This window comes from Pseudomonas sp. LG1D9, assembly GCF_002949995.1.
In the GTDB taxonomy this organism is placed as follows: Bacteria; Pseudomonadota; Gammaproteobacteria; order Pseudomonadales; family Pseudomonadaceae; genus Aquipseudomonas; species Aquipseudomonas proteolytica.
Genome location: NZ_CP026881.1, coordinates 4,931,812 through 4,954,309, shown reverse-complemented (window position 1 = coordinate 4,954,309; position 22,498 = coordinate 4,931,812). Strand labels below are relative to the sequence as shown.

At 62.0% G+C, this 22,498-nt stretch carries 16 protein-coding genes; 6 read left to right on the top strand and 10 right to left on the bottom strand.

The features are described from left to right. Positions 1-305: 305 nt before the first annotated feature. The 6 genes from C5F71_RS23185 to C5F71_RS23160 all read right to left on the bottom strand — a co-directional run bounded on the left by C5F71_RS23185 (position 306) and on the right by C5F71_RS23160 (position 8,196). Positions 306-2,726 (bottom strand): TonB-dependent receptor, encoded by a 2,421-nt coding sequence (locus tag C5F71_RS23185; RefSeq protein WP_104912036.1) that lies wholly within the window; start codon positions 2,724-2,726, stop codon positions 306-308. 82 nt (positions 2,727-2,808) lie between these two features. After that, entirely contained in the window at positions 2,809-3,768 is a 960-nt protein-coding gene (locus C5F71_RS23180; RefSeq protein ID WP_029293219.1) for a FecR domain-containing protein, read from the bottom strand. After that, positions 3,765-4,280, bottom strand: coding sequence for a sigma-70 family RNA polymerase sigma factor (locus C5F71_RS23175; protein ID WP_104912035.1), 516 nt, complete (start codon positions 4,278-4,280; stop codon positions 3,765-3,767). The genes C5F71_RS23180 and C5F71_RS23175 overlap by 4 nt, the downstream gene beginning before the upstream one ends. A gap of 155 nt (positions 4,281-4,435) precedes the next feature. After that, positions 4,436-4,990 carry a DUF4174 domain-containing protein gene (locus C5F71_RS23170; RefSeq protein WP_104912034.1) on the bottom strand — a complete coding sequence of 185 codons (555 nt, stop codon included), beginning with the start codon at positions 4,988-4,990 and terminating at the stop codon, positions 4,436-4,438. A 164-nt stretch (positions 4,991-5,154) separates the two neighbouring features. After that, positions 5,155-5,787: a glutathione S-transferase N-terminal domain-containing protein gene (locus C5F71_RS23165; RefSeq protein WP_104912033.1), complete on the bottom strand. Its 633-nt coding sequence runs from the start codon at positions 5,785-5,787 to the stop codon at positions 5,155-5,157. Between the two features lie 51 nt (positions 5,788-5,838). Beyond that, on the bottom strand, positions 5,839-8,196 hold the full coding sequence (locus tag C5F71_RS23160; protein WP_104912032.1) for a DNA polymerase II: 2,358 nt from the start codon (positions 8,194-8,196) through the stop codon (positions 5,839-5,841). A 228-nt stretch (positions 8,197-8,424) separates the two neighbouring features. On the opposite strand from C5F71_RS23160, the gene C5F71_RS23155 reads away from it, so the two are divergent. The 6 genes from C5F71_RS23155 to C5F71_RS23130 all read left to right on the top strand — a co-directional run bounded on the left by C5F71_RS23155 (position 8,425) and on the right by C5F71_RS23130 (position 16,265). After that, the gene (locus C5F71_RS23155) at positions 8,425-10,656 is read left to right on the top strand and encodes a TonB-dependent siderophore receptor (RefSeq protein ID WP_104912031.1); all 2,232 of its coding nucleotides are present in this window, start codon (positions 8,425-8,427) and stop codon (positions 10,654-10,656) included. Positions 10,657-10,912: 256 nt separating this feature from the next. Next, entirely contained in the window at positions 10,913-11,800 is an 888-nt protein-coding gene (locus C5F71_RS23150; protein ID WP_104912030.1) for a LysR family transcriptional regulator, read from the top strand. Positions 11,801-11,916: 116 nt separating this feature from the next. Then, the gene (locus C5F71_RS23145; protein ID WP_104912029.1) at positions 11,917-13,023 is read left to right on the top strand and encodes a tartrate dehydrogenase; all 1,107 of its coding nucleotides are present in this window, start codon (positions 11,917-11,919) and stop codon (positions 13,021-13,023) included. A gap of 2 nt (positions 13,024-13,025) precedes the next feature. After that, entirely contained in the window at positions 13,026-14,474 is a 1,449-nt protein-coding gene (locus tag C5F71_RS23140) for an aldehyde dehydrogenase family protein (protein WP_104912028.1), read from the top strand. A 32-nt stretch (positions 14,475-14,506) separates the two neighbouring features. Continuing rightward, entirely contained in the window at positions 14,507-15,265 is a 759-nt protein-coding gene (locus C5F71_RS23135) for an SDR family oxidoreductase (protein WP_104912027.1), read from the top strand. Between the two features lie 28 nt (positions 15,266-15,293). Further along, positions 15,294-16,265: a cyclase family protein gene (locus tag C5F71_RS23130; protein WP_104912026.1), complete on the top strand. Its 972-nt coding sequence runs from the start codon at positions 15,294-15,296 to the stop codon at positions 16,263-16,265. Position 16,266: 1 nt separating this feature from the next. Here the strand turns inward: C5F71_RS23130 and C5F71_RS23125 are convergent, their stop codons facing one another. The 4 genes from C5F71_RS23125 to mrdA form a co-directional block, all read right to left on the bottom strand. Next, positions 16,267-18,681: a TonB-dependent siderophore receptor gene (locus C5F71_RS23125; RefSeq protein ID WP_256587982.1), complete on the bottom strand. Its 2,415-nt coding sequence runs from the start codon at positions 18,679-18,681 to the stop codon at positions 16,267-16,269. A gap of 110 nt (positions 18,682-18,791) precedes the next feature. Continuing rightward, complete coding sequence (locus tag C5F71_RS23120; protein WP_104912024.1) at positions 18,792-19,766, bottom strand: FecR domain-containing protein; 975 nt, start codon at positions 19,764-19,766, stop codon at positions 18,792-18,794. Then, entirely contained in the window at positions 19,763-20,275 is a 513-nt protein-coding gene (locus C5F71_RS23115) for a sigma-70 family RNA polymerase sigma factor (protein WP_029293247.1), read from the bottom strand. Before C5F71_RS23115 ends, C5F71_RS23120 begins: the two co-directional genes overlap by 4 nt. Before the next feature lie 115 nt (positions 20,276-20,390). Beyond that, complete coding sequence (gene mrdA, locus C5F71_RS23110; RefSeq protein WP_104912023.1) at positions 20,391-22,283, bottom strand: penicillin-binding protein 2; 1,893 nt, start codon at positions 22,281-22,283, stop codon at positions 20,391-20,393. Between the last annotated feature and the right edge of the window lie 215 nt (positions 22,284-22,498).

Here is a 22,498-nt window from a genome sequence, read left to right as displayed (position 1 = left end):
CAAGCCCGCTCCTACAGGGGATATTTGTCGGGTGCAGTATTTTGTGCCGCAGCACCAATCAAAGGTGGGAGCTGGCTTGCCTGCGATGGCGGTGTGTCAGTCGACAGTAACAGTGCCTGAACTACTGCTATCGCGGGCAAGCCCGCTCCTACAGGGGATTTTTGTCGGGTGCAGTATTTTGGCCGTGACACCAATCAAAGGTGGGAGCTGGCTTGCCTGCGATGGCGGTGTGTCAGTCGACAGTAACAGCGCCTGAACTACTGCTATCGCGGGTAAGCCCGCTCCTACAGGGGATCGGGGCAGGGTTAGAAGTCGTACTTGATGCTGGTCATCAGGTTACGCGGCGCGCCGTACATTCCGTGGTTGCCGGCATAGCTGAAGTACTCGCGATCGAACAGGTTGTTGAGGTTGACCGAGGTACTTAGCTGCGGCGTCACGTCATAGCGCAGCAGCAGGTTCGTGATGGCGTAGCTACCCTGGCTGAACGTGTGCAGGTCTTCACCGACCTTGCTCTGCCAGTTCACTCCACCCCCCACGGTCACCTTGCTCAACGCTCCCGGCAGGCGGTAGGTCGTGAAGGTTTTCAGGCTCTGGCGCGGCAAGGTGGTGACGATGCGTTTGTCGTCGGCATCGGTGCTGACCGCATAGGCGTAACCCGCCGAGGCTTGCCAGCCTTCGGCCAGCTCACCGTTGAGTTCCAGTTCGACACCCTCGGTGGTGGTGCCCTTCTCGTTGCGATAGGTGTTGCCGCCCGGCGTGTCGATCCAGATCGCCAGGTTGTCCTGTTCCAACTTGAACAGCGCCAGGCTGGTGTTCAACTGCTCGTCGAAGAAACTGCCCTTCAAGCCCAGCTCGTAGCCCTTGCCTTCCATGGGTTCCAGGGCCTTGTTGTTGATGTCGCGCACCCAACTGGCCTGGGGATTGAAGATCTTGGTGTAGCTGGCGTAGGCCGACCAATTGTCGGTCAGGTCGTAGACCACCCCGGCATAGGGAATGTACACGCCGGTTTCCGACTCGCTGGTACGGGTGGCAACGCCGCCGTAGGGGCTGTCCTGGGTTTCGCGCTTCCAGTCGATGATCCGACTGCCGAGGATCACGCTCAAATCGTCGGTCATGCGCAGGCGGGTACTCAGGTAGGCGGCGTACTGGCTTTCATCCACCGAGGACTTGCCGGTCACCGGGAAGTCCGGCTTGGCCGAGTGCCCGTCCCAGTTGAACAGGTTGTCGATGGCGCCCGCCGGGGAGCCGGAATACGCATAGTTCCAGCCGCCATGGCTGGGCACGTTTTCCTTGTACTTGGACAAGGTCACGCCGGCGATCAACTCGTGCTCACGGCCCAGTAGGTCAAACGGGCCGGTGGCGTACAGGTCGAGATTATCCTGGCGCGGGGTACCAGAGAATCGCACTGGCAACTGGGTGGTGCCACTGCCATCACTGTTGAGGCTGCCGTTGACGTAGTTGAACACCTCATCGAACTTGTTTTGCGAATGGGTGAATTCAGCCTTGGCGCTCCAGCCGCTGTCGAACTTCTGCTCGATGGAGGTAAAGAAGCTGGTCTGCTCATGGTCGTTATAGGACCAGGCCGGCGCAGTATTCAGGGAGCGGCTGAGGTTGCTGCGCGAACCATCGGTAAAGCGTGTGGGCAAACCGGAGCGCGCCGGGGCGTCGACGTCGGTGCGCAGGTAGCTCAAGCCCATGGTCAGCAAGGTGTCTTCGGTCAGGTCGAATTCAGTGATGCCGTACAGCAACTGGGTCTGCTGCTTGTAGCGGTCGACCCAGGCGTGTTCGGTCTTGTAGTCGGCCACCAAGCGCCCGCGCACATTGCCGGTTTCGGTCAGGGGGCCGGATACGTCGAGGCCGCTGCCGTAGCGGTCCCAGTTGCCTGCTTCGGCGGTTACGCTAGCCCGCGCCTCGGCTGTCGGGCGCTTGCGGATCAGGTTGATGGTGGCCGAGGGGTTGCCCATGCCGCTGATCAGGCCGGTGGCGCCGCGCACCACTTCCACCCGGTCGTACATCGCCATGCTCTGGGTGTAGTTGTCCATGCGGGTGACGGTGGGCACACCGTCGATTTCGAAGTTCTGGATCTGAAAGCCACGGGAGAAATAGGCGTCGCTTTCCGAACCCAGGCCGTCGCGCAACACGATGATGCCGGGGGTGGCATCCAGGGTGTCCGACAGGTTGGTCAGGCGCTGGTCGTCCAGGCGCTGGCGGGTCATGACGGTCAATGATTGCGGGGTTTCCCTGGGCGTCAGGTTCAGGCGGGTTGAGCTGCTGGACGACTGCGTGGTGTAGGAGCCGGTGCCCTCGGTAGTCGATCCCGGCGCCTTGCCGGAGATCGATACGGTGCCCAGTTGCAATGCGCCGTCGGCAGGACGGGGTTGCAGGGAGTAGTTATCGCCGCTGCCGCGCACCGCTTGCAGCGAGCTGTTACTGAGCAGGATTGCCAGGCCGGTGTCGAGGTCATGTCGACCTTGCAGGCCGGGGCTGGTCTGCCCTTGCGTGAGCGCGGCCGGGTAGGACAGCAAGATATGCGTGGCCTGGCCAAACTGGTTCAACGCACCGGCCAGGGAGCCTGGGGCAATGTCGAACTCCTGCTGTGGCGCCGCCATGGCCCAGGCCGGCGCCAGCAACAACGGTGCTGCCCCGGCGAAGCTGGCAATGCCGCGGACGACGGCCACAGCCAGTGATTTTTTCAGTGTTGCCCGAATGGTGCGTTGCGGATGCATGCGCTGTTCCCCAGATAAGTGAGTGTCTGGGGATATAAGTCTCGTGAGATTCGGAAACGGACCACATGCATGCAAAATAAATTCATACCTGCGCCCGACGCGGTTTAAGCGTGACCCAGAACCGCGTGAAATGCTGCGCGTCCAGCTCGAGGGTCTGTTGCAGCGCAGTGAGGATGCGGTCGGTGTCGGCCAACGGATAGGTGCCGGACACACGCAGCTCGCGCACGCTCGAGTCACAGTCCAGATGCCCGCGTCGGTAGCGGCTCAATTCATTGAGGAAGTCTTCCAGGCGCAGGCCCTCGGCGACGATCATGCCGCGGCCCCAGGCCAGTTCTCCGGCGCGCTGCGGGCGTCGCGCCAACAGGGTCTGCTGGTCAAAGCTGACGATCTCGCCGGGCGAAAGGCTCAGGCTGCGCGATGGAATCTGCGCCGCCAGTGGCTGCCGGTCAGACCCCAACTGAGTAAACCCATCGCGCTGGCGCACGCTGAAGCGCCCGCCTGCGGCATGGGTCAGGCCTTCGGCGGTTTTCACCCACAGCGGGCGGGCGTCCAACGGGTTGGGTACTACCAGGATCTCCCCGCGCAACAGATGGATCAGGCGCTGGTCGGGGCTGTAGTTCACATCGATAGCGGTGTCGGTATTGAGCTGGATCTCGGTATTGTCCGCCAGGTCGATACGCCATTGCTCACCGACGGTGGTGCTGAAATCGCTGGTCCAGGGCTGCAACAGCCCGGCATCCCGGGCGGTCCACGCCACACTGCCGGCGGCCAGCAAGAGGGCCAGGTTTTTCAGGACCCGACGACGGGACAGCGCCGGTAACAGGGTGGCGCTGACCAGAGCCTGGTGCGCAGGGTCTCGCACCTCGTGCATGCGCTGGAAAAACCGCTGGGAATGCTGCCATGCCTGCTCGTTGAGAGGATCTTGCTGGCGCCAGGCCAGCCATTGCGCGCGGGTCTGTTCAGTAACGTCCGCTGCCTGCAACTCCAATTGCCAGTGCATGGCCTGCTCAGCAGCTTCCAGGGTCAGGGGCAACGGATTCATGGGCGCTGGCTGTCGAGCACAATGCACTGCGCACCGGCTTTGACAATGTAGCGCTTGACCGTAGTGATGCTGGTGCCCAGGCGCTCGGCAATTTCGCCGTGGCTCAAGCCATCGAGCTGCGACCAGAGGAAGGCCTGGCGCACCGGCAATGCCAGGCGGCCGAGCACTTCATCGAGGGCCATCAGGGTTTCCAGGAGCAGCCATTGGGTCTCGGCGCTGGGCGCCACCTCTTCTGGCAACAGCGCCAGGGCTTGCAGGTAGGCCTTTTCCAGCTTTTGCCGGCGAAAGTGATTGGACAGCACGCTTTGTGCGACTTTCGCCAGAAAGCTGCGGGGGGCTTGGACCTCAACGGGTTGATTCTTGGCGAGCAGGCGCAGAAAGGTGTCCTGGGCCAAGTCAGCAGCGCTCTGCGAACAGTTCAAACGACGCCATAACCAGTGCTGCAGCCAGCGGTGTTGCTGCTGATACAGGGTGGCGAGGTCAGTGGGGCTTGTCGCAGGAATCGGAGGCATGGAGGACGCGCACAGGAGGTAAGCCGTAAATGATAACGGTTATCATATGCTTCATGGCGCAATGCCTGCAAGTGGCACACGGCTTGTAGGACTTGCCAACGCGTCCACTGTAGGAGCCAGCTTGCCGGCTCCTACAAAGGGTTGTTCCGAAAGCGTCAATCTTCCAGAGGTTGCGGCGCGTGCTTGCCAGGCTTGGCTTTGGCGCCAGGCTTGCCCGCAGCCGGTGCGGCAGGTTCTGGTTCGGCGGGTGCGGCGGCTTCTTTTTCGGCCATTGGCATTTTGTCGACTGCGGCAAAAAATTCTGCAAGGTCAAGGGTATCGGGGGGTACGGTCTTTTCGACTTTCTTCTCGCCGTCCTTGCCCACCAGGATCACTTTGGTACCGGCGCTGGCGCCAAGCTTGAGGGCACGGATCAGCGCGTTGGTGTCCTGGGCGCCGAGGTCCTTGCCGTCGCGCTGGCCGACGGTGCCGATGCTCGTGTAGTTCACGGTGTAGAGCACCATGTTGCGCTCGGCGAACTTCTGTTTGTTCTCAGGCTGTTCAAGATCTTTCTTGAGTTGGACCTGAGTCGGGTCGATAGAGCTGGGTGCAATCACGATCAGCGGGCGGAATTTGCCTTGATCCTGTTCCAGCGGGCCTCGGTTATCCGCAGCCAACAACGGCCCCGTAAACGCCATCAAGGTAGCCAGGGTCAGCGACCGGACGAGCATGCGTACCTCCTTCCAATTCCATGCAGAGTTTTTGAGTTTCATGTCTGCGACAGTCAATTTCAAGGATGATTCCTACGCGACTATCAGAAAGAGTAGGCTAGGACGCCCGCGACGCAAGGGTTTGAGGCCCATCGGGCCTCATTGTTTCTTCTGATTGCCAGGGCTCACTGCGCGGGCCAGTCCGGCCAGTGCCAGGCAAAGACCGGAGCCACCTGCGGATCGCCATCCACCCCCGCCAGAGCCTGGGCGCACGCGGGGTGGGAATGCTGCAGGACGTCCCGCACGCCCTCCCAGCGGGACACGGCGGCCGCCATGATGCCCAGGGCATTGGGCAACCCCTGCGGGGTAAAAAGTTGCCCGGCAAACTGCTCGGCAAATACCTGCCAGGTTCGATGCAGTTTCTGTTGCGTGCCCGCAATCAGTTGCGCCTGCACCGTCTCGTCGGCGTCGTCGAGAAAGCGTTGTGGGTAGTCAATGATGGTGATCGCCGAGTAGCAGTTGGCGGCGATGTACACCAGGCCGCGAATGATCTGGGCGCGGTTACCAGATAGCAGTCCGCTGGCCGGATACTCGAGGCCCAGATGGATCAGGATCGCCGCGCTTTCCGTCAGCACGCTGGCGTCGGGCAGTTGCAGGGTGGGGATTTGTCGCAGCGGGTTGATCTGCCCGAGGGCCTCCATCCCCGCCGTGTCGCCCCAGGGGCTGGCATCGACCTGTTGCCAGGGCACGCCGCAACGTTGCAGGGCGATTTCGACGATGCATGAGCCTGAGCTTTGCGTGCCGTAGAGCGTGTACATGGGGCGTTCCTCCGACCGGTTCAGCGTCCAGAGTGAAACGCTTTCCCGCTGTTAAAACAAGCCCATCTGACCACCGACCAAGGTGCTGAAATCGTCATCGACAAACGGCAGGATCGCGTCGGCCACCGGCTGCAATTGCCGGGTGACATAGTGGTCGTAGTCGATCGGCGCCTGGCGCACCTCCAGGGGCTCGGGGCCGTTGACGGTGATCACATAGCGGATCCAGCCACCGTTCTGGTATTGCCGTGGACGACCCTGGCGGTCGTTGTACTCATCCGCCAGGCGCGCGGCGCGCACATGGGGCGGCACGTTGCGCTCGTAGTCGCCCAGTTGCCGGCGCAGGCGCTTGCGGTAGATCAGCAGTTCATCGAGTTCGCCGTCGAGGGTGCGGCGCACGTAGTCACGCACGTAATCCTGGTGGGGCTGGCGATGGAAGATGCGCTGATACAGCTCCTGCTGGAATTGGCGGGCCAGGGGCGACCAGTCGCTGCGCACGGTTTCCAGGCCTTTGTAGATCATTTCTTCACTGCCATCGGCCCGGGTCACCAGGCCCGCATAACGCTTCTTGCTGCCCTCCTCCGCACCGCGAATGGTCGGCATCAGGAAGCGGCTGAAGTGGGTTTCGTATTGCAGTTCCAGGGCGCTTTGCAGACCGAATTCGCTCTGCAGGCGTTCGCGCCACCATTGGTTGACGTGCTGCACCAGGCCCTGGCCGATGCGTGTGGCCTCCTCCTGGGAGTGGGCACTACCCAGCCAGACGAAGGTGGAGTCGGTGTCGCCATAGATCACTTCATAGCCCTGGGCTTCGACCAGTTCGCGGGTCTGGCGCATGATCTGGTGGCCGCGCAGGGTGATGGACGAGGCCAGTCGTGTGTCAAAGAACCGGCAACCGCTGGAACCCAGCACGCCGTAGAAGGCATTCATGATGATTTTCAGGGCCTGGGACAGCGGCGCGTTATGCTCGCGCTTGGCCACCTCGCGGCCTTCGGAGACCCGCGCCACAATCGACGGCAGGCAATGCCGGGTGCGGGAAAAACGGGCGCCGCGAAAGCCTTCCACCGACTCGCTGTCGTCGGGATGGCGCAGGCCTTCGATGAGGCCCACGGGGTCGATCAGGAAGCTGCGGATAATCGACGGGTAGAGACTTTTGTAGTCTAGAACCAGCACCGACTCGTACAGGCCGGGCCGCGAGTCCATGACAAAACCACCGGGGCTGGCCTGGGGCGGTTTGTCCCCCAGATTCGGCGCGACAAAGCCCTGGCGATGCATCAGCGGCATATACAGATGGGTAAACGCCGCCACCGAACCGCCATTGCGATCCGCCGGCAAGCCGGTGACGCTGGCCCGCTCCAGCAGGAACTTGAGCAGTTCGGTCTTTTCGAAAATGCGCGTCACCAGCTCGCAGTCCTTGAGGTTGTAGCGCGCCAGCGCGGGCTTGTCCTCGGCGAACATACGGTTGATCTCGTCCATGCGCTGGTAGGGCGTGGAGATCGACTTGCCTTCGCCGAGCAGGGTCTGGGCGACGTTTTCCAGGCTGAAGGATTCAAAGGTCCAGGTGGCCGAACGCAGGGCTTCGATACCATCGATGATCAGTCGCCCGGCAGCAGCGGCGAAGTAATGGTTACGGCTGCCATGTTCGCGCCAGGCCATGGCCTCGCCGCCACGGCCGAGCAGCAATGGCACGTTGAGGCGCTTGGCATGCTCATGGAGGACCCGCAGATCGAACTGCACCAGGTTCCAGCCAATGATTGCGTCGGGGTCGTGTTGTGCCAGCCATTGGTTCAGGCGCTCCAGCAGTTGGGCGCGGCTGTCGCAGTATTCGAGCTGGAAATCCACCGCGTCGGTTTTATTCGGCGGGCCGAGCATATACACCTGGCGTTCACCACAACCTTCCAGGGCGATGGAGTACAGCTCGCCGCGCGCGGTGGTTTCGATATCCAGAGAGACCAGCTTCAACGCCGGACGGTAGTCCGGCGCCGGCTTCATCTGCGCCTCCAGCAGTGTCCCGCCCTCGCCCGGTGTGCCGTCAAACGCCACGGGCGCGGTGATAAAGCGTTCCATCATGTAGCGCTCAGGCGGGCGTACATCGCCTTCGTAGACATCCACGCCGGCCTGGCGCAGGCGTTTTTCCAGGTCCATGGCCTGGCGATGCTGGCGGGTATAGAGGCCCAGGACCGGGCGGTGATGGAAGTCACACAACTGCAGCGGACGCAGATCCACATCGCGCTCACCCTTGAGCACTCGTTGCGCGTGCTCGCGATGGGCCACGGGAATAAACATCACCGAAGGCTGCAACGGTAGACGGATATACCGCGGCCCCTGGTCGGTGGCCAGCCAGAAGCTGACCTGCGTGCCCGCCGGGGTGTCGTGCCAATGCCGGGTCAGGACAAAACCCTGCTGTAAATCCACCTTGCCGCACCTCAGGAATCGCTTTCAGGGCGCGATTCTACTCGGCATCCGCCGTAAGGCCTTAATAGAAATTTTCTGGCCTTCGGAAAAGTCGTACAGCACAAAACAGTTTGTAAAACACTATTTAGCACTTATTATCATTTGCACCGGAGTCGTATTCGCGCAATGAGGAAGCGCAACGCCATTGCCCCCCTTCCTCACACTGACGGTTCACCGTCCGGATCGACCATGCCCACCTGTACCCGACTTGCCGTGCCGTTTCGCCCGACCCTGCTCGCCATGTGCTGCGCCCTGAGCTTTGCCGCCCACAGCGCCCCCCAACCAACCCCGCAGGATGCGAGCAACGGCCAGGCCCTGGAACTGGGGGCAACCAGCATCAGCGCCGAATCAATCATCCCCGGCGCCCTGCCCCCGGTGTACGCCGGCGGCCAAGTGGCGCGCGGCGGGCAATTGGGGGTACTGGGCAACCAGGACATCATGGACGTGCCATTCAGCATGGCCTCCTACACCGAAAAACTGATTCGCGACCAGCAGGCCGAGACCGTGGGCGATGTACTGCTCAACGACTCATCCGTGCGCCAGGCGTCGGGTTACGCCAACCAGTCGCAATTGTTCGTGATTCGTGGCCTGCCACTGAATGGAGATGATATTTCCTACAACGGCCTCTACGGCATCCTACCCCGGCAGATCATGTCCACCGACGCCCTGGAGCGGGTGGAAGTGTTCAAGGGCCCGAACGCCTTTATCAACGGGGTAACGCCCTCCGGCTCCGGTATCGGCGGCGGCGTAAACCTGCAACCCAAACGCGCCGGCGATGAACCGCTGCGCCGCTTCAGCACCGATATCAGCAGCGAAGGCCGGATTGGCCAGCACTTGGATATCGGCCAGCGCTTTGGCGAAGACAATCGTTTTGGCGCACGGGTGAACCTGTCCCAGCGTGAAGGCGATACCGGCACCGACAATGAAAACCAGCGCTCCAAGCTGTTTGCCGCGGGCCTCGATTACCAGGGTGATGCACTGCGTCTGTCGGGGGATTTCGCGTATCAGAAGCAGCGCGTCAATGGCGGGCGCAACTCGGTGTTCCTGGGGACAGCCGTGACCCAGGTACCCGACGCACCGTCGGCCGACACCAACTACGCACCGCGCTGGAGTGCGACCAATATTGAAGACACCCTGGGCATGCTGCGCGCCGAATATGACCTGAACGACAACTGGACCGCCTACGCGGCGGGCGGGGTCAAGCACACTCGGGAGATGGGCCAGTACTCATCGGTGACCATCAACGACAACCTGGGCAACGCCCAGACCAGCGCTTCGACCATCGCCCACGAAGAAGACAACAGCAGCGCCATGGCCGGCCTGAACGGCAAGTTCCAGACCGGCCCGGTGAGCCATCGCCTGAACTTCGGCCTGGCGGGGATCTGGACCGAGGCACGTAACGCCTATGTGTTCGACAGCGCCAAGACCCCCACCAATATCTACCAGCCGGTGACCGGCGCCGAACCGCGCCTGAACAGCCCACGCAATACCCCTGGCACCGACTTCAGCGACCCGACCATCACCGCCAAGACCTTCGTGCGCAGCGCGGCGGCCTCCAACACCTTTGGTTTTGTCGATGATCGCCTGCTGGTCACGCTCGGCCTGCGCCGCCAGCAAATGGTGGTGCAGGGCTACAACTACATGAACGCCAGCCGCACGGCCAACTACGATCAGTCGATTACCACGCCGGTGTACGGCATTGTGTTCAAGCCTTGGGAGCATGTGTCGCTGTATGCCAATCGGATTGAAGGATTGGCCAAGGGGCCGACCGCACCAGAGAAACTGGGTGTTCGCACGGTGACCAACGCTGGCCTGGTGTACGCCCCGGCCCGCTCCAAGCAGGTCGAGGCCGGGGTCAAGGTCGACATGGGCACCTACGGAGCAACCCTGGGGGTGTATCGCATCGAGCAGCCCGGCGCCGGCTACAGCGAGATCATCGACGCCACCACCGCGCGTTTCGTGCGTGAAGGCGAACAAATCAACAAGGGCGTGGAACTCAACGTATTCGGCGAACCGCTGGCCGGCCTGCGCCTGCTGGGCGGTGTGACAGTCATGAAAACCGAGCTAAAGGGCACACAGAACGGCGCCAACGACGGCAACCGCGCGATTGGCGTGCCGTCGTTCCAGCTCAATGCGGGGGTGGATTGGGATGTGCCAGGCCTGCAAGGCGTGACCCTCAGCGGGCGCATGCTGCGCACCGGCGGGCAGTATGTCGATGCCGCCAACAAGCTCAGCCTGCCGGCCTGGAACCGCTTTGACTTGGGCGCACGCTACAACTTCAAGATGGACCAGCGCGACGTCACCCTGGGACTTACCGTGGACAACGTGGCCAATACCAAATACTGGGAATCGGCGATGGGCGGCTACCTGACCCAAGGCGATCCGCGGGTGGCCAAGCTGTCGGCAAGCATCGAGTTCTGAGCCCCACCTTACAGACTGAGATCCCGGATCCAGCGCTAAGCTGTCTCGCCCTGCGAGGCTGCGATAGCGGCGGCACAGGTACCAGAAATATCGCCTGAGCCACCGCTATCGCAGCCTCGCTAACGCTCGACAGCTCCCACATTTTGGTCTGTATCAGGCCGAAAACAGCATTCACAAAGTATGTTGAGTTGGCAGGCTATTGGACAGCCCGGCCCCAACTGCGTAGTTTTCACAGACCGCGCACAAGGACTCTGGCATGGCCCCCGACCTCACCTCCATCGAGCTGTTCCTCAAGACGGTCAAGCTGGGCAATCTGTCCCGGGCTGCCGAGCAGTCGCACCTCTCGCTGTCAGCGGCCAGCCGGCGTCTGTCGTTGCTCGAGCAGCATTTCAAGGTTGCCCTGTTGCACCGCTCCTCAACCGGCGTCTCACCGACGGCGGCCGGGGAAGTGCTGGTGGAGCATGGGTTGTCGATCTTGCGGGCGGTCGACGTAATGCATGCCGACCTCGCCGACTACGCCAAGGGCGCCACCGGCCGCGTGTGCCTGTATGCCAACAGCTCGGCGATGAGCCAGCAACTGCCCAGCCAATTGACCCAATGGAACGCCCTGCATCCTGGTATCCGCCTGGATATCCGCGAGGAACGCAGCCGCGAAATCCTGCAAGCGGTGCGTGATGGCGTGGCCGATGTGGGGATCGTCACCACCCAGCCCAGCGGCGAGGAGCTGCGCTTTGTCCCTTACTGCCAGGACCGCCTGTGCCTGTTGGTGCCTGATGATCATCCGTTCAAGATGCGCCATGCGCGCTTTGAGGATTTGTTGGGCTACGACTTTGTCGGCCTGGAAGATAACGCCGCCATCACCACGCTGATCACCGAAGCCGCTGCGGCGATTGGCATGCCCCTGCGCCTGCGGGTCCAGGTACGCAGCTTTGAAGCCGTGTGCCGGCTGATTGCCGCCGGCCAAGGGGTTGGCGTGCTGCCCCAGGGCGCCGTGCAGATCTTTCGCAAGGAAATGGCCTTGCGCTTTATCGAAATCGACGACCCCTGGGCCGACCGCCAGATGTACCTGTGCATGCGCCAGCAACAGCCTTCTCCTACAAGCCTGGCATTATTCGACTACCTCGGTGCCTGTAATCACGTATAACCGCCGGCCTTCGAATTTTGCGAAGGCCACTTCCACAATCAGCAATTCCCCCACCGTTGCACCTGTGCCAAGAATGTCCCCGCCTCACTGACAACAACAAAAACAGGAGACACGGCGTGTCCAATTCCACGACCAGCACCCCCCATCGTATTGCCGTGATTCCCGGCGACGGTATCGGCCGCGAGGTGGTGCCCGAAGGCCTGCGTGTACTGGAGGCCGTCAGCCGGCGTTTCGGGATTGCCTTTGAGTTCGATCACTTTGCCTGGTGCAGCGAACACTACCTGGCCCACGGCAGCATGATGCCGGACGACTGGGCCGAGCAGATCGGCAGCCATGACGCGATCTTCTTCGGTGCCGTGGGCGCACCGGACATCATCGCCGACCACACGGCGGTGTGGGAGTCGCTGCTGAAGATCCGCCGCCAGTTTGACCAGTACGTCAACATCCGCCCGGTACGCCTGATGCCTGGCGTGCCCTGCCCGCTCGCCGGCCGTGTGCCGGGGGATATCGACTTTATCGTGGTGCGGGAAAACACCGAGGGCGAATACTCCAGCGTCGGCGGGCGGATGTGGGAAGGCACGCCGCGCGAGATCGCGGTGCAAGAGTCGATCTTCTCCCGCGAAGGCGTGGACCGCGTGGTGGAATATGCCTTCAAACTGGCTCAGCAGCGACCGCGCAAGAACCTGGTGGCCGCCACCAAATCCAACGGTATTTCCATCACCATGCCGTTCTGGGACGAGCGGGTGAACCTGATTGCCCAGCGCTACCCGGACGTCAAGACCGCTAAATTCCATATCGATATTCTGTGTGCACACTTCGTGCAGCACCCGGACTGGTTTGACGTGGTGGTGGCCTCCAACCTGTTTGGCGACATCCTCTCCGACCTCGGCCCGGCCTGTACCGGCACCATCGGTATTGCCCCATCGGCCAACCTCAACCCCGAGCGACGCTACCCGTCGCTGTTCGAGCCGGTGCATGGTTCGGCACCGGACATTGCCGGGCTGGGCGTGGCCAACCCCATCGGCCAGATCTGGTCGGCTGCGTTGATGATCGAGCATCTGGGCAATGGCAACCCGCTCTACCAACAGGCCGCAGCCGCCATTGTCTCGGCCATCGAGACGGTACTTGCCGAGGGTCCACGCACCCGGGAAATGGGCGGCAGTGCCAGTACGATTGAAGTGGGCGTGGCCATCGCCGAATGCATCGCCGGGAACAGGAGCTGAACATGATCAACGCACACTACATCGCCAACCAATGGCAGGCCTCGACCTCACTTGAAGATATCCCGGTGATCGACCCCAGCAGCGGCGAAACCTACTCCAGCATCGCCCGGGGTACCGCCGCCGATATCGACGCCGCCGTCAGCGCCGCACGCCTGGCCGTGGGCGAGACCTTTGATGGCCCATGGGGCACATTGTCGGCCCTGGAGCGCAGCCGCCTGCTGGCCAGGCTCGGCGTGGCCGTATTGGAACACCACGAAGAGCTGGCGCAGATCGAAGCACGGGACACCGGCAAGGCGCTGAAAGTCGCACGGGCCGATGCCACTGCCCTCGCCCGTTATTTTGAATATTACGCCGGCGCGGCCGACAAGCTGCACGGCGAAACCCTGCCCTATCAGAACGGCTACACGGTACTCACCGTGCGCGAGCCCCATGGAGTGAGCGGGCATATCATCCCGTGGAACTATCCGATGCAGATCTTCGGCCGCAGCGTCGGCGCCTCCCTGGCAGCGGGCAATGCCTGCGTGGTCAAGCCGGCCGAGGATGCCAGCCTGTCGCTGCTGCGCCTGGCGCAGATTGCCGCCGAAGTGGGCTTTCCGGCCGGTGCGATCAATGTGGTGACCGGTTACGGCTACGAAGCCGGCGCTGCGTTGTGCGCTCATCCTGGAATCGATCACATCTCGTTTACCGGCTCCACAGTCACCGGCACGGCGGTGTCGAAAGCGGCCGCTGAGCGGCATTGCCCGGTGACCCTGGAACTGGGCGGCAAATCACCGCAACTGGTGTTCGCCGATGCGGACCTGGATGAAGCCTTGCCGGTGCTGGTCAATGCCATTGTGCAGAACTGTGGGCAGACCTGTTCGGCGGGCAGCCGGCTGCTGGTAGAGCGCAGTATTTATGAAACGCTGGTGGAGAAGCTCAGCCAGCGCTTCCGTCAATTGCGCACCGGGCCTTCGGCGCTGGACCTGGATATGGGGCCGCTGATCAACCAGAAGCAGCAACGCCTGGTGCGCGAGTTCGTGCGCGAAGCCGAGCAGGCCGGTATCACCGTTGCCGCGCGCGGCCAGGTGGTGGCCGAAGCCGGCAGTGGCGGTTACTTCCAGGAAGCGGTGCTGTTTCGTGACGTGCCGCCCGACAGCCGCCTGGCCCAGGAGGAAGTCTTCGGTCCGGTACTGGCCGTGATGCCCTTCGACGACGAAGCCGAGGCCATCCGCCTGGCCAACGGCACCGATTTCGGCCTGGTCGCCGGCGTGTGGACCCGCGACGGCGCGCGGCAAATGCGCCTGGCGCGCAAGCTGCGCTGCGGCCAGGTTTTCATCAATAACTACGGGGCCGGCGGCGGGGTTGAACTGCCCTTCGGCGGCGTCAAGGCCAGCGGTTATGGCCGGGAAAAAGGCTTCGAGGCCCTGCTGGGCTTTACCACCTTGAAGACCATTGCGATCAAACACGGCTAAGCCATTACAACAACAAGAAAGGAGAACACTCCATGCGTCTCGCAAACAAAGTAGCCATCGTCACTGGCGCCGGCTCCGGCTTTGGTGAAGGCATCGCCAAGACCTTCGCCCAACAGGGTGCGCGGGTTATCGTCGCCGACATGAACGCCACCGGCGGCCAGCGGGTGGTCAATGAGATCGCGGCCAGCGGCGGCCATGCGCATTTCATCGAGGTCAACGTGGCCAACGACGAAAGCATGGGTGCCCTGTTGCGGGCGACCCTGGAGCAATTCGGCGGGCTGGATATCGTCATCAACAACGCCGGCACCACCCACCGCAACCGACCGATGCTGGAAGTGGACGAGGCCGAGTTCGACCGGGTGTTCGCGGTCAACGTCAAAAGTATCTTCCTCAGCGCCAAGCATTTTGTGCCGCACTTTCGCGGCCAGGGCGGCGGCGTGTTCGTCAACATTGCCTCGACTGCGGCGATCCGCCCGCGCCCGGGGCTGGTCTGGTATAACGGCAGCAAGGGTGCGGTGGTGGTCATGAGCAAGACCATGGCAGCGGAACTGGGCCCGGACAATATCCGCGTCAACTGCGTGAACCCGGTGGTCGGCGCCACGGCGCTGCTCAGTGAGTTCATGGGCGTGCCGGACACCCCGGAAAACCGCCAGAAGTTTATGGCGACTATCCCCCTGGGACGTTTTTCCACCCCGCAAGACGTGGCCAATGCCTGCCTGTACCTGGCCTCGGACGAAGCGGCTTTTATCACCGGCACTTGCCTTGAAGTCGATGGTGGGCGCTGCGTGTAACTCAACGACCATAGGGATCGGAGTCGATATGTGTGACTTACATAACAAGAACGAACCGAGCACCAAGCAATTACTCGATGGCCTGCCAAAGAACTGGGGTAAATGGGGACCGGACGATGAGGTCGGCGCCCTCAATTACCTGACCGAAGCCGAAGTACTGCGCGGTGTGGCCTCGGTGCGCCAAGGCAAGACCTTCACGTTGCAAGTGCAGATCGGCCATCCGGGCGGCGACCCGATGTGGCCGGCACGCAACCCGTCGATGCGCTTCAATACCCTGGATCACAGCCACTATCACTTCGGCAAGCAACCCGAAATGACCGGCGGCGCAGCGTATTGCGACGATGTGATCTTCATGCAGCTGCAAGGCTCGACCCAGTACGACGCCCTCGGGCATGCCTGGTACGACAATCAACTGTGGAACGGCTACGACGCCATGAGCACCGTCGGCGGCATGGCCAAGGCCAGTGTGCTGGCGATTGCCGAACGTGGCGTGGTCGGGCGCGCGGTGCTGATCGACATGGCCCGCCATCGCGGCAAGAAATACCTGGGCCGTGGCGAAACCTTCAATCACCTGGACTTGCTGGCGGCCGCCAAGGCCCAGGGCGTGACCATCGAAAAACGCGACATCCTGATCATCCGTACTGGCTCCATGGGCGCGTTCTACGAGTATGGCAAGACTGAGTTCTTCAAGGACCTGGTGGAGCCTGGCCTGACCTACAGCCGGGAGTTGGTGGAGTGGTTCCATACCATGGAAATCCCCAATCTGGTGACCGACACCATCGCCAATGAGGTGATCACCGATCCGGTGTCGGGGGTGCAGATTCCATTGCATTGCGCGCTGATGCGCAACCTCGGCATCGCCTTTACCGAGATCGTGCTGCTGGAGGATCTGGCCGCCGATTGTGCCGACGACGGCCAGTGGAAGTTCCTCTACACCGCCGCACCGTTGAAGATTGTCGGTGGCAGCGGCGCGCCGGTGAACCCGGTGGTGATCAAGTAGCTCACCAGTCGTAGGACACGGCCAGGGACGCAGTGCGCTCCTGGCCGTAATAGCAACCAAAGGCGTAGTTGCAGGACGAGACATACTCGCGATCAAACAGGTTCTGCACGTTGAGGCTGGCTTCGGCGCCCTTGAATGTGGGGCTCAGGCGGCTCAGGTCGTAGCTGACCGTAGCGTCGTAGACCACGAACGACGGGGTCTTGAAGGTGTTGGACGAGTCGCCGTATTTCTTCCCGGTGTAACGCGCACCGCCACCTGCGGTCAGGCCGGCCAAGGCATCACTGGAAAAATGGTAGTCGGCCCAGACGCTGCCGCTCCACGGGGCTTGCGCCTCGCTGCGGTTGCCCTCATCGCCGTAGTTGCTCTTGGTATAGATCGCGTCCAGGTACGTCAGCGCGCTGATCAATTCCACCTGGCCGAACCGTGCCTTGCCTTCGAATTCGACGCCGCGTGAGCGCACTTCACCTTCCTGCAACTGGTATTCGCGATAGACCAGATCGCCGGTCAGGACGTTTTTCTGTTTGATCTGGAACACCGACAAGGTCAGCAATGACTGGTCGTTGGGCTGGTACTTGACCCCCGCTTCATATTGCTCGCCCTCCACCGGTTTGTAGGCGCCGCCACCACGTTCCGGGGCCAGACGGCCGACGCTTGGCAGGAACGACTCGGCATAGCTGACGTAGGGCGCCAGGCCGAAGTCGGTGAGGTAAGTCAGGCCCACGCGACGCGTGAGTTTTTTGTCTTTCTGCGACACCGTGCTGCGCTCCAGCAGGTCGCGGTTGATCACTTCGGCCCAGTCTTCACGCAGGCCCATGGTGAGGATGAAACGATCAAACCTGATCTGGTCCTGGGCATACAGGCCGGTCTGCTTGACCGTGTTGTTCCACTTGGGGGTCAGTTGCGGCTGGCCAAAGGTGTGGTAGTTGGACGGTTTGTAGAGGTCGATGATTTCCGCGCCGTAGAGGTTGTAGCCTTGGTATTTACGGGTGAACTCGCGGTGATCGAAGCCCACCAGCAAGGTGTGTTCCAGGGCACCGGTGGCGAACTTGGCCTGCAGGTTGTTATCGAGGGTGTAGGCGCTGTTGTGTTGGCGCCAGTCCAGTTTGGTGCGGCTGGCGCGGGTATCGTCGGTGCTGCCGTCGGGCAGTTCGGCGAAGCGGTTGAGGTAGAAGCCTTTATAGCGATCGTTGACGTCGGTAAAACGTGCGGTCTGGCGATATTCCAGGTTGTCGTTGAATGCGTGGGAGAAGTCATAGCCCAGCACATATTGATCGCGGATGTAGTTGTTCCAATCGGAATCGCCGAGGAAGGTGTCGCGGTCGATGCGCTGGCCCTTGGAGTTGCGATAGAGCGTGCCGATGGCGGGTAGTGCCTGGTAATCGGCCAGGGATTTGTCGCGCTGGATCTGCGCGTAGAGGGTCAGGGCGGTGTCTTCGGTCGGCGCCCAGGTCAGGCTGGGGGCCAGCAAGGTACGGCTGTCGGTGGCGTGGTCGACCATCTCGTTGCCGTCGCGGGCCAGGCCGATCAGGCGGTAGCTCAGGGTTTTCGCGTCATCGATAGGGCCGCTGAAATCCAGGGCGCCGTTGACCCGCTCGTAGCTGCCCACACCGAACTTGACCTGGTGTCGCGCTTCGGTGGTGGGACGCTTGGACACCAGGTTGATCATCCCGCCCGGCTGGTTCTGCCCGAACAGCACCGACGCCGGCCCCTTGAGTACCTCAATACGTTCCAGGGTGTAGGGGTCGATTTGTGGCGCACCGCCGAGGCTGCCGGCGTAAGGCAGGTAGGCACCATCGAGGTACAGCAACGTGGGAGAAAAGCCACGGCTGCCCAACTCATCGGCGATGGTATTACGGTCGGTGTAGCCGTTGGTGTCCATGCCCGGGGTATAGCGCAGGGATTGGGTCAGGTTGCGCGCGCCCTGGACCTTGACCTGGTCGGCGGTGACCACGTTGACGGTCTGCGGGATTTCCAGGATCGGTGTATCGGTCTTGGTGGCCGTGGCGCTGCGGGTCGCGACATAGCCATCGACGGGGCCCCAGGCATTTTCTGCGACTTGGCCAGTGACCGTGGTGGCGCCAAGATTGAGCGCGCCCTCAGGCAGCAGATACAGGCTCCATGTGCCGTTTTCGGTGACGGTCAAGCCCAGGCCGCTGCCGGCCAACAAGTGTTGCGCGGCCTGCTCCGGGCTGTATTGGCCCTGCAATGCGGGGGCGCGACGACCTTGCAGCAAGGCCGGGGTGACCGACAGCGTGCGCCCGCTTTCCCGGGACAGCCGGCTCAGGCTATCGCCGAGGGCTGCAGCGGGCAGATTGAAATATTGCTGGGCGCTGGCGGCGGTGTCGGCCAGGGCCACAGCGGGCTGGCCAATCACAGCCAGGGTTACGGCCAGGGTCAACAGGCAGGGACGGATCATCAAGGGTGCCATAGGGTGAGGATGCTCATTGTCAGGTTGGCGTTCCCTAACCTTGACTCGCGAGATCCGCGATCCCCTCACGCTGATTGAAAATAATTCCCATCGGCCACTCAGCGCACATCAATCAGGGTCAACCAAGGACCGTAGTGACTGATGCGCAGGGGGAAGGTCTGGGCCAGCGACTCCAGGGTTTGCGCCGGATCATCCAGCGGGTACACGCCATAGACGCGTACTTTTGCGGCCTGCTCGCTGACCCGCAGCACACCGCGGCGATACGGGCGCAGGGCGTCGATCAGCAGGCCCAGGGGTTCATCACGGATGTCGACGCGGCCATCGCGCCAATCTGCCCGGCTGCGCACCGAGAGCGGTACTGGACGCACATCGCTGTCGCTGAACCACGCCGCCTCCCCCGCTTCTACACGGCGCTGGCTGCCGCCGAGCGTGCTGACACGCACGCTATGCAGTTGCACCGAGGTCAAGCTGCCGGCGGCCTCCTGGCGCACCATGAATTGTGTCCCCAGGGCCTGGACTTCTCCCTGGGCGGTAGCGATGACAAACGGTCGGCGCGGGTCGGCGGCGACATCGACGAACACTTGGCCCTCGCGCAGACGTACCAGCCGGCGGCTGTCGCTGAACTGTATATCCACGGAACTACGGGCGTTGAGACTCAGGCGACTGCCATCGGCCAAGGCGAAGGTCTTCCGCTCGCCGGTGGCTGTGTGGCGGTCGGCCCACAGACCTGTGAGTGGCTGGTCGCGGTCAAAGATCGCCGCGCCACTGACGCCGAACAACACCAGTGCCAAGCCACCACGCAGCACCTTGCGCCGCGACTCCGAATCCGGGGCTGCCAGGGCTTGGGTCACGGCACGTAACTGACCGGGGCTGCGGGCTTCGACGCGCTGCAAGTCGGCAATCGGCTGCTGCAGCAAACTGCCGACCCGCTGCCAGGCAATGGCATGCTGGGGGTTGGCCCGCAACCACATTTCGAAGGCTTGACGCACAGAGGGATCATCAGCGGCCGCCTCCAGGCGCAGCAACCAATCCACGGCAGCGCGGGTGGTGGCGTCAACCTTGGACTGGCTCATGTCAGGTCCGCCGACTCGGCCAGACAGTGCAGGAAAGCCCGCCGCAGATCGCGCTCCACTGTGGCCAGCGACACGTCCAGTTGCTGGGCGATAGCCGGTTGCGACAAGCCCTCGAGACGGTTGAGCATAAAGATCTGCCGGACACGGGGCGGCAGGCCATTGAGCAGGCGGTCGATGCTTTCGAGCGCCTCGCGTACCAGGGCCAGATCTTCTTCCGACGGTGTATAGGCGTCCGGCAGTTGCGCCAGGCTGTCGAGGTAGGTCTGCTCCAGGCGCTTGCGGCGCCAGAAACTGAATAACAGCCGGCGGGCCACGGTGCTGAGAAACGCACGGGGCTCATCGAGTTGGTTGAGCTGGCGCGCATCCAGAATGCGGATAAACGTATCTTGGGTCAGGTCCGCTGCATCCTGCGGGCACTTGAGCTGACGATACAACCATGCGCGCAGCCAGCGATGGTTGTCGTCATAGAGCGTTGCCAGAAGAGCCTTGGGATCGGTAGGAGTAGACACGCGGGCAGCCACAGACGTTAATGATAATTCATCTCATTATCTGCGCAGGCTGTGGCTAAATGCAATCGCTTATCTACCGGGCGGTCCCGCTCTCTGGCTGGAGTAAAACCTTCTTTCAGACGCGCGGATCACCCGAAGCCTTGGCGGGCGCCGCGTACTGCGGCTTAAGGTGGCCCTGCTGATCAAGCAGCCAGGCATCCATGATCTGGCGGACCACAGGGCCGGCCACGCGGCCGCCCGCCTCGCCGTTTTCGATCATCACTGAAATCACGATCCTGGGATGCTCCGCCGGAGCGAAGCCGACAAACAGTGCGTTATCGCGGTTGCGCTCGCGAGTCTTCAGACGGTTGTAGCGCTCACCCTGTTTGATCGCCACCACTTGTGCGGTCCCGCTCTTGCCGGCGATCCGGTACTGCGCGCCGGCGGCCGATGCGCGGGCGATCCCGCGCGGATCGTGCATCACCATTTGCATGCCGTGGTTGACCTGGTCCCAGTCGCGGGGGTTCTTAAGCACGACATTGGGCATCGGGTGTTCATCCACGGGCGCTACACCGTCAATGGTCTTGGCCAGATGCGGGCGATTCCACACGCCCTTGTTGGCGATCAGCGCGGTGGCCTGGGCCAATTGCAATGGCGTGACCTGCATATAGCCCTGGCCGATGCCAAGGATCACGGTTTCGCCCGGGAACCATGGCTGGCGGCGCGTCGCACGCTTCCAGGCCTGGGACGGCATCAGGCCGGCCGACTCTTCGAACATATCCAGGGAGACTTTCTGGCCGAGGCCGAATTCGGCCATATAGTCGTGTAGGCGATCGATCCCCAGTTTGTGGGCTAGGTCATAGAAGTAGGTGTCGTTGGAACGCATGATGGCAGCGTCCATATCTACCCAGCCATCGCCGCTGTGGTTCCAGTTGCGGTATTTGTGATCAAAGTCGGGCAGTTGGTAGTAACCGGGGTCAAAGACCCGTGTCTGTGCGGTGACGACACCACTGTCGAGACCGGCGATGGCCACTTCCGGCTTGATCGTCGAGCCTGGCGCATACAGCCCGCGCAGCACCCGGTTGAATAAGGGGCGGTCAATGGAATCATGCAGAGCGGCATATTCCTTGAAACTGATGCCGGTGACGAACGAGTTGGGGTCAAAACTGGGCTTGCTGACCATTGCCAGGACTTCGCCGGTTTGTGGATCCAGGGCAACCACTGAACCGCGACGGTCGCCCAGGGCTTCTTCGGCGGCTTCCTGGAGCTTGATATCCAGGCTCAGGACAATGTTTTTACCGGGAATCGGGTCGGTATGTTTGAGCACCCGCAGCACTCGGCCCTGGGCATTGGTCTCGACTTCCTCATAACCCACATGGCCGTGCAATTGCGCCTCATAGAAACGCTCGATTCCGGTTTTACCGATAGATTGCGTGCCACGGTACTCGACCGAATCCAGTTCTTTTGACTCTTTTTCGTTGATACGGCCCACGTAGCCAATGGAGTGCGCGAAGTGTGCGCCCAACGGGTAGTGACGCACGAACTGTGGCTCCACATCCACGCCTGGCAGGCGGAATTCGTTGACCGCCAATATGGCGATCTGTTCTTCAGTCAATTCATAAAACAACGTTACGGGCACGAACGGGTGACGCGCCTGTTTCAAGGCCTTGTCAAAGACTGCGCGGTCTTCGGGTGGCAGATGCAGGAGAGTGATGATCGAATCCAGTTCGCCTTTGAGATCGGTAGCCCTCTCGCGGGTGATGGTCAGGTTGTAACTGGGGCGGTTATCGGCCAGGACCACGCCGTTGCGGTCGTAGATCAGGCCGCGGGCCGGGGTGATGGGCAAGACATGGACACGATTGTTTTCGGAGATGGTGGAGTGATAGTCGAACTCGACCACTTGCAGGAAATACATGCGGGCGACCAAGGCACAGGTGATGCCAAGCACCAGTATTGCGCAGGCCAACAGGCGTTTATTGACCAGGCGATGTTCTTTCTCGTGGTCTTTGATCGGTATGGCTTCGGGCATTTCTACAGCATCTCGTTGAGCAGGGACAATGCCGCTTCCTGCGGTGCAAAGATCAGTCCTTGGAACAGGTGCTGCACCATACCAAAAATGCCGAAACACTTTGTATTGAATTACCCGAACGGCAGTTCAAATGGGTACCAACAGCGTCAAGAGCACCCTTTGCTTTTCTACCGCCCAAAACAAAACCCCAACTGCTTTCGCAATTGGGGTTTCGG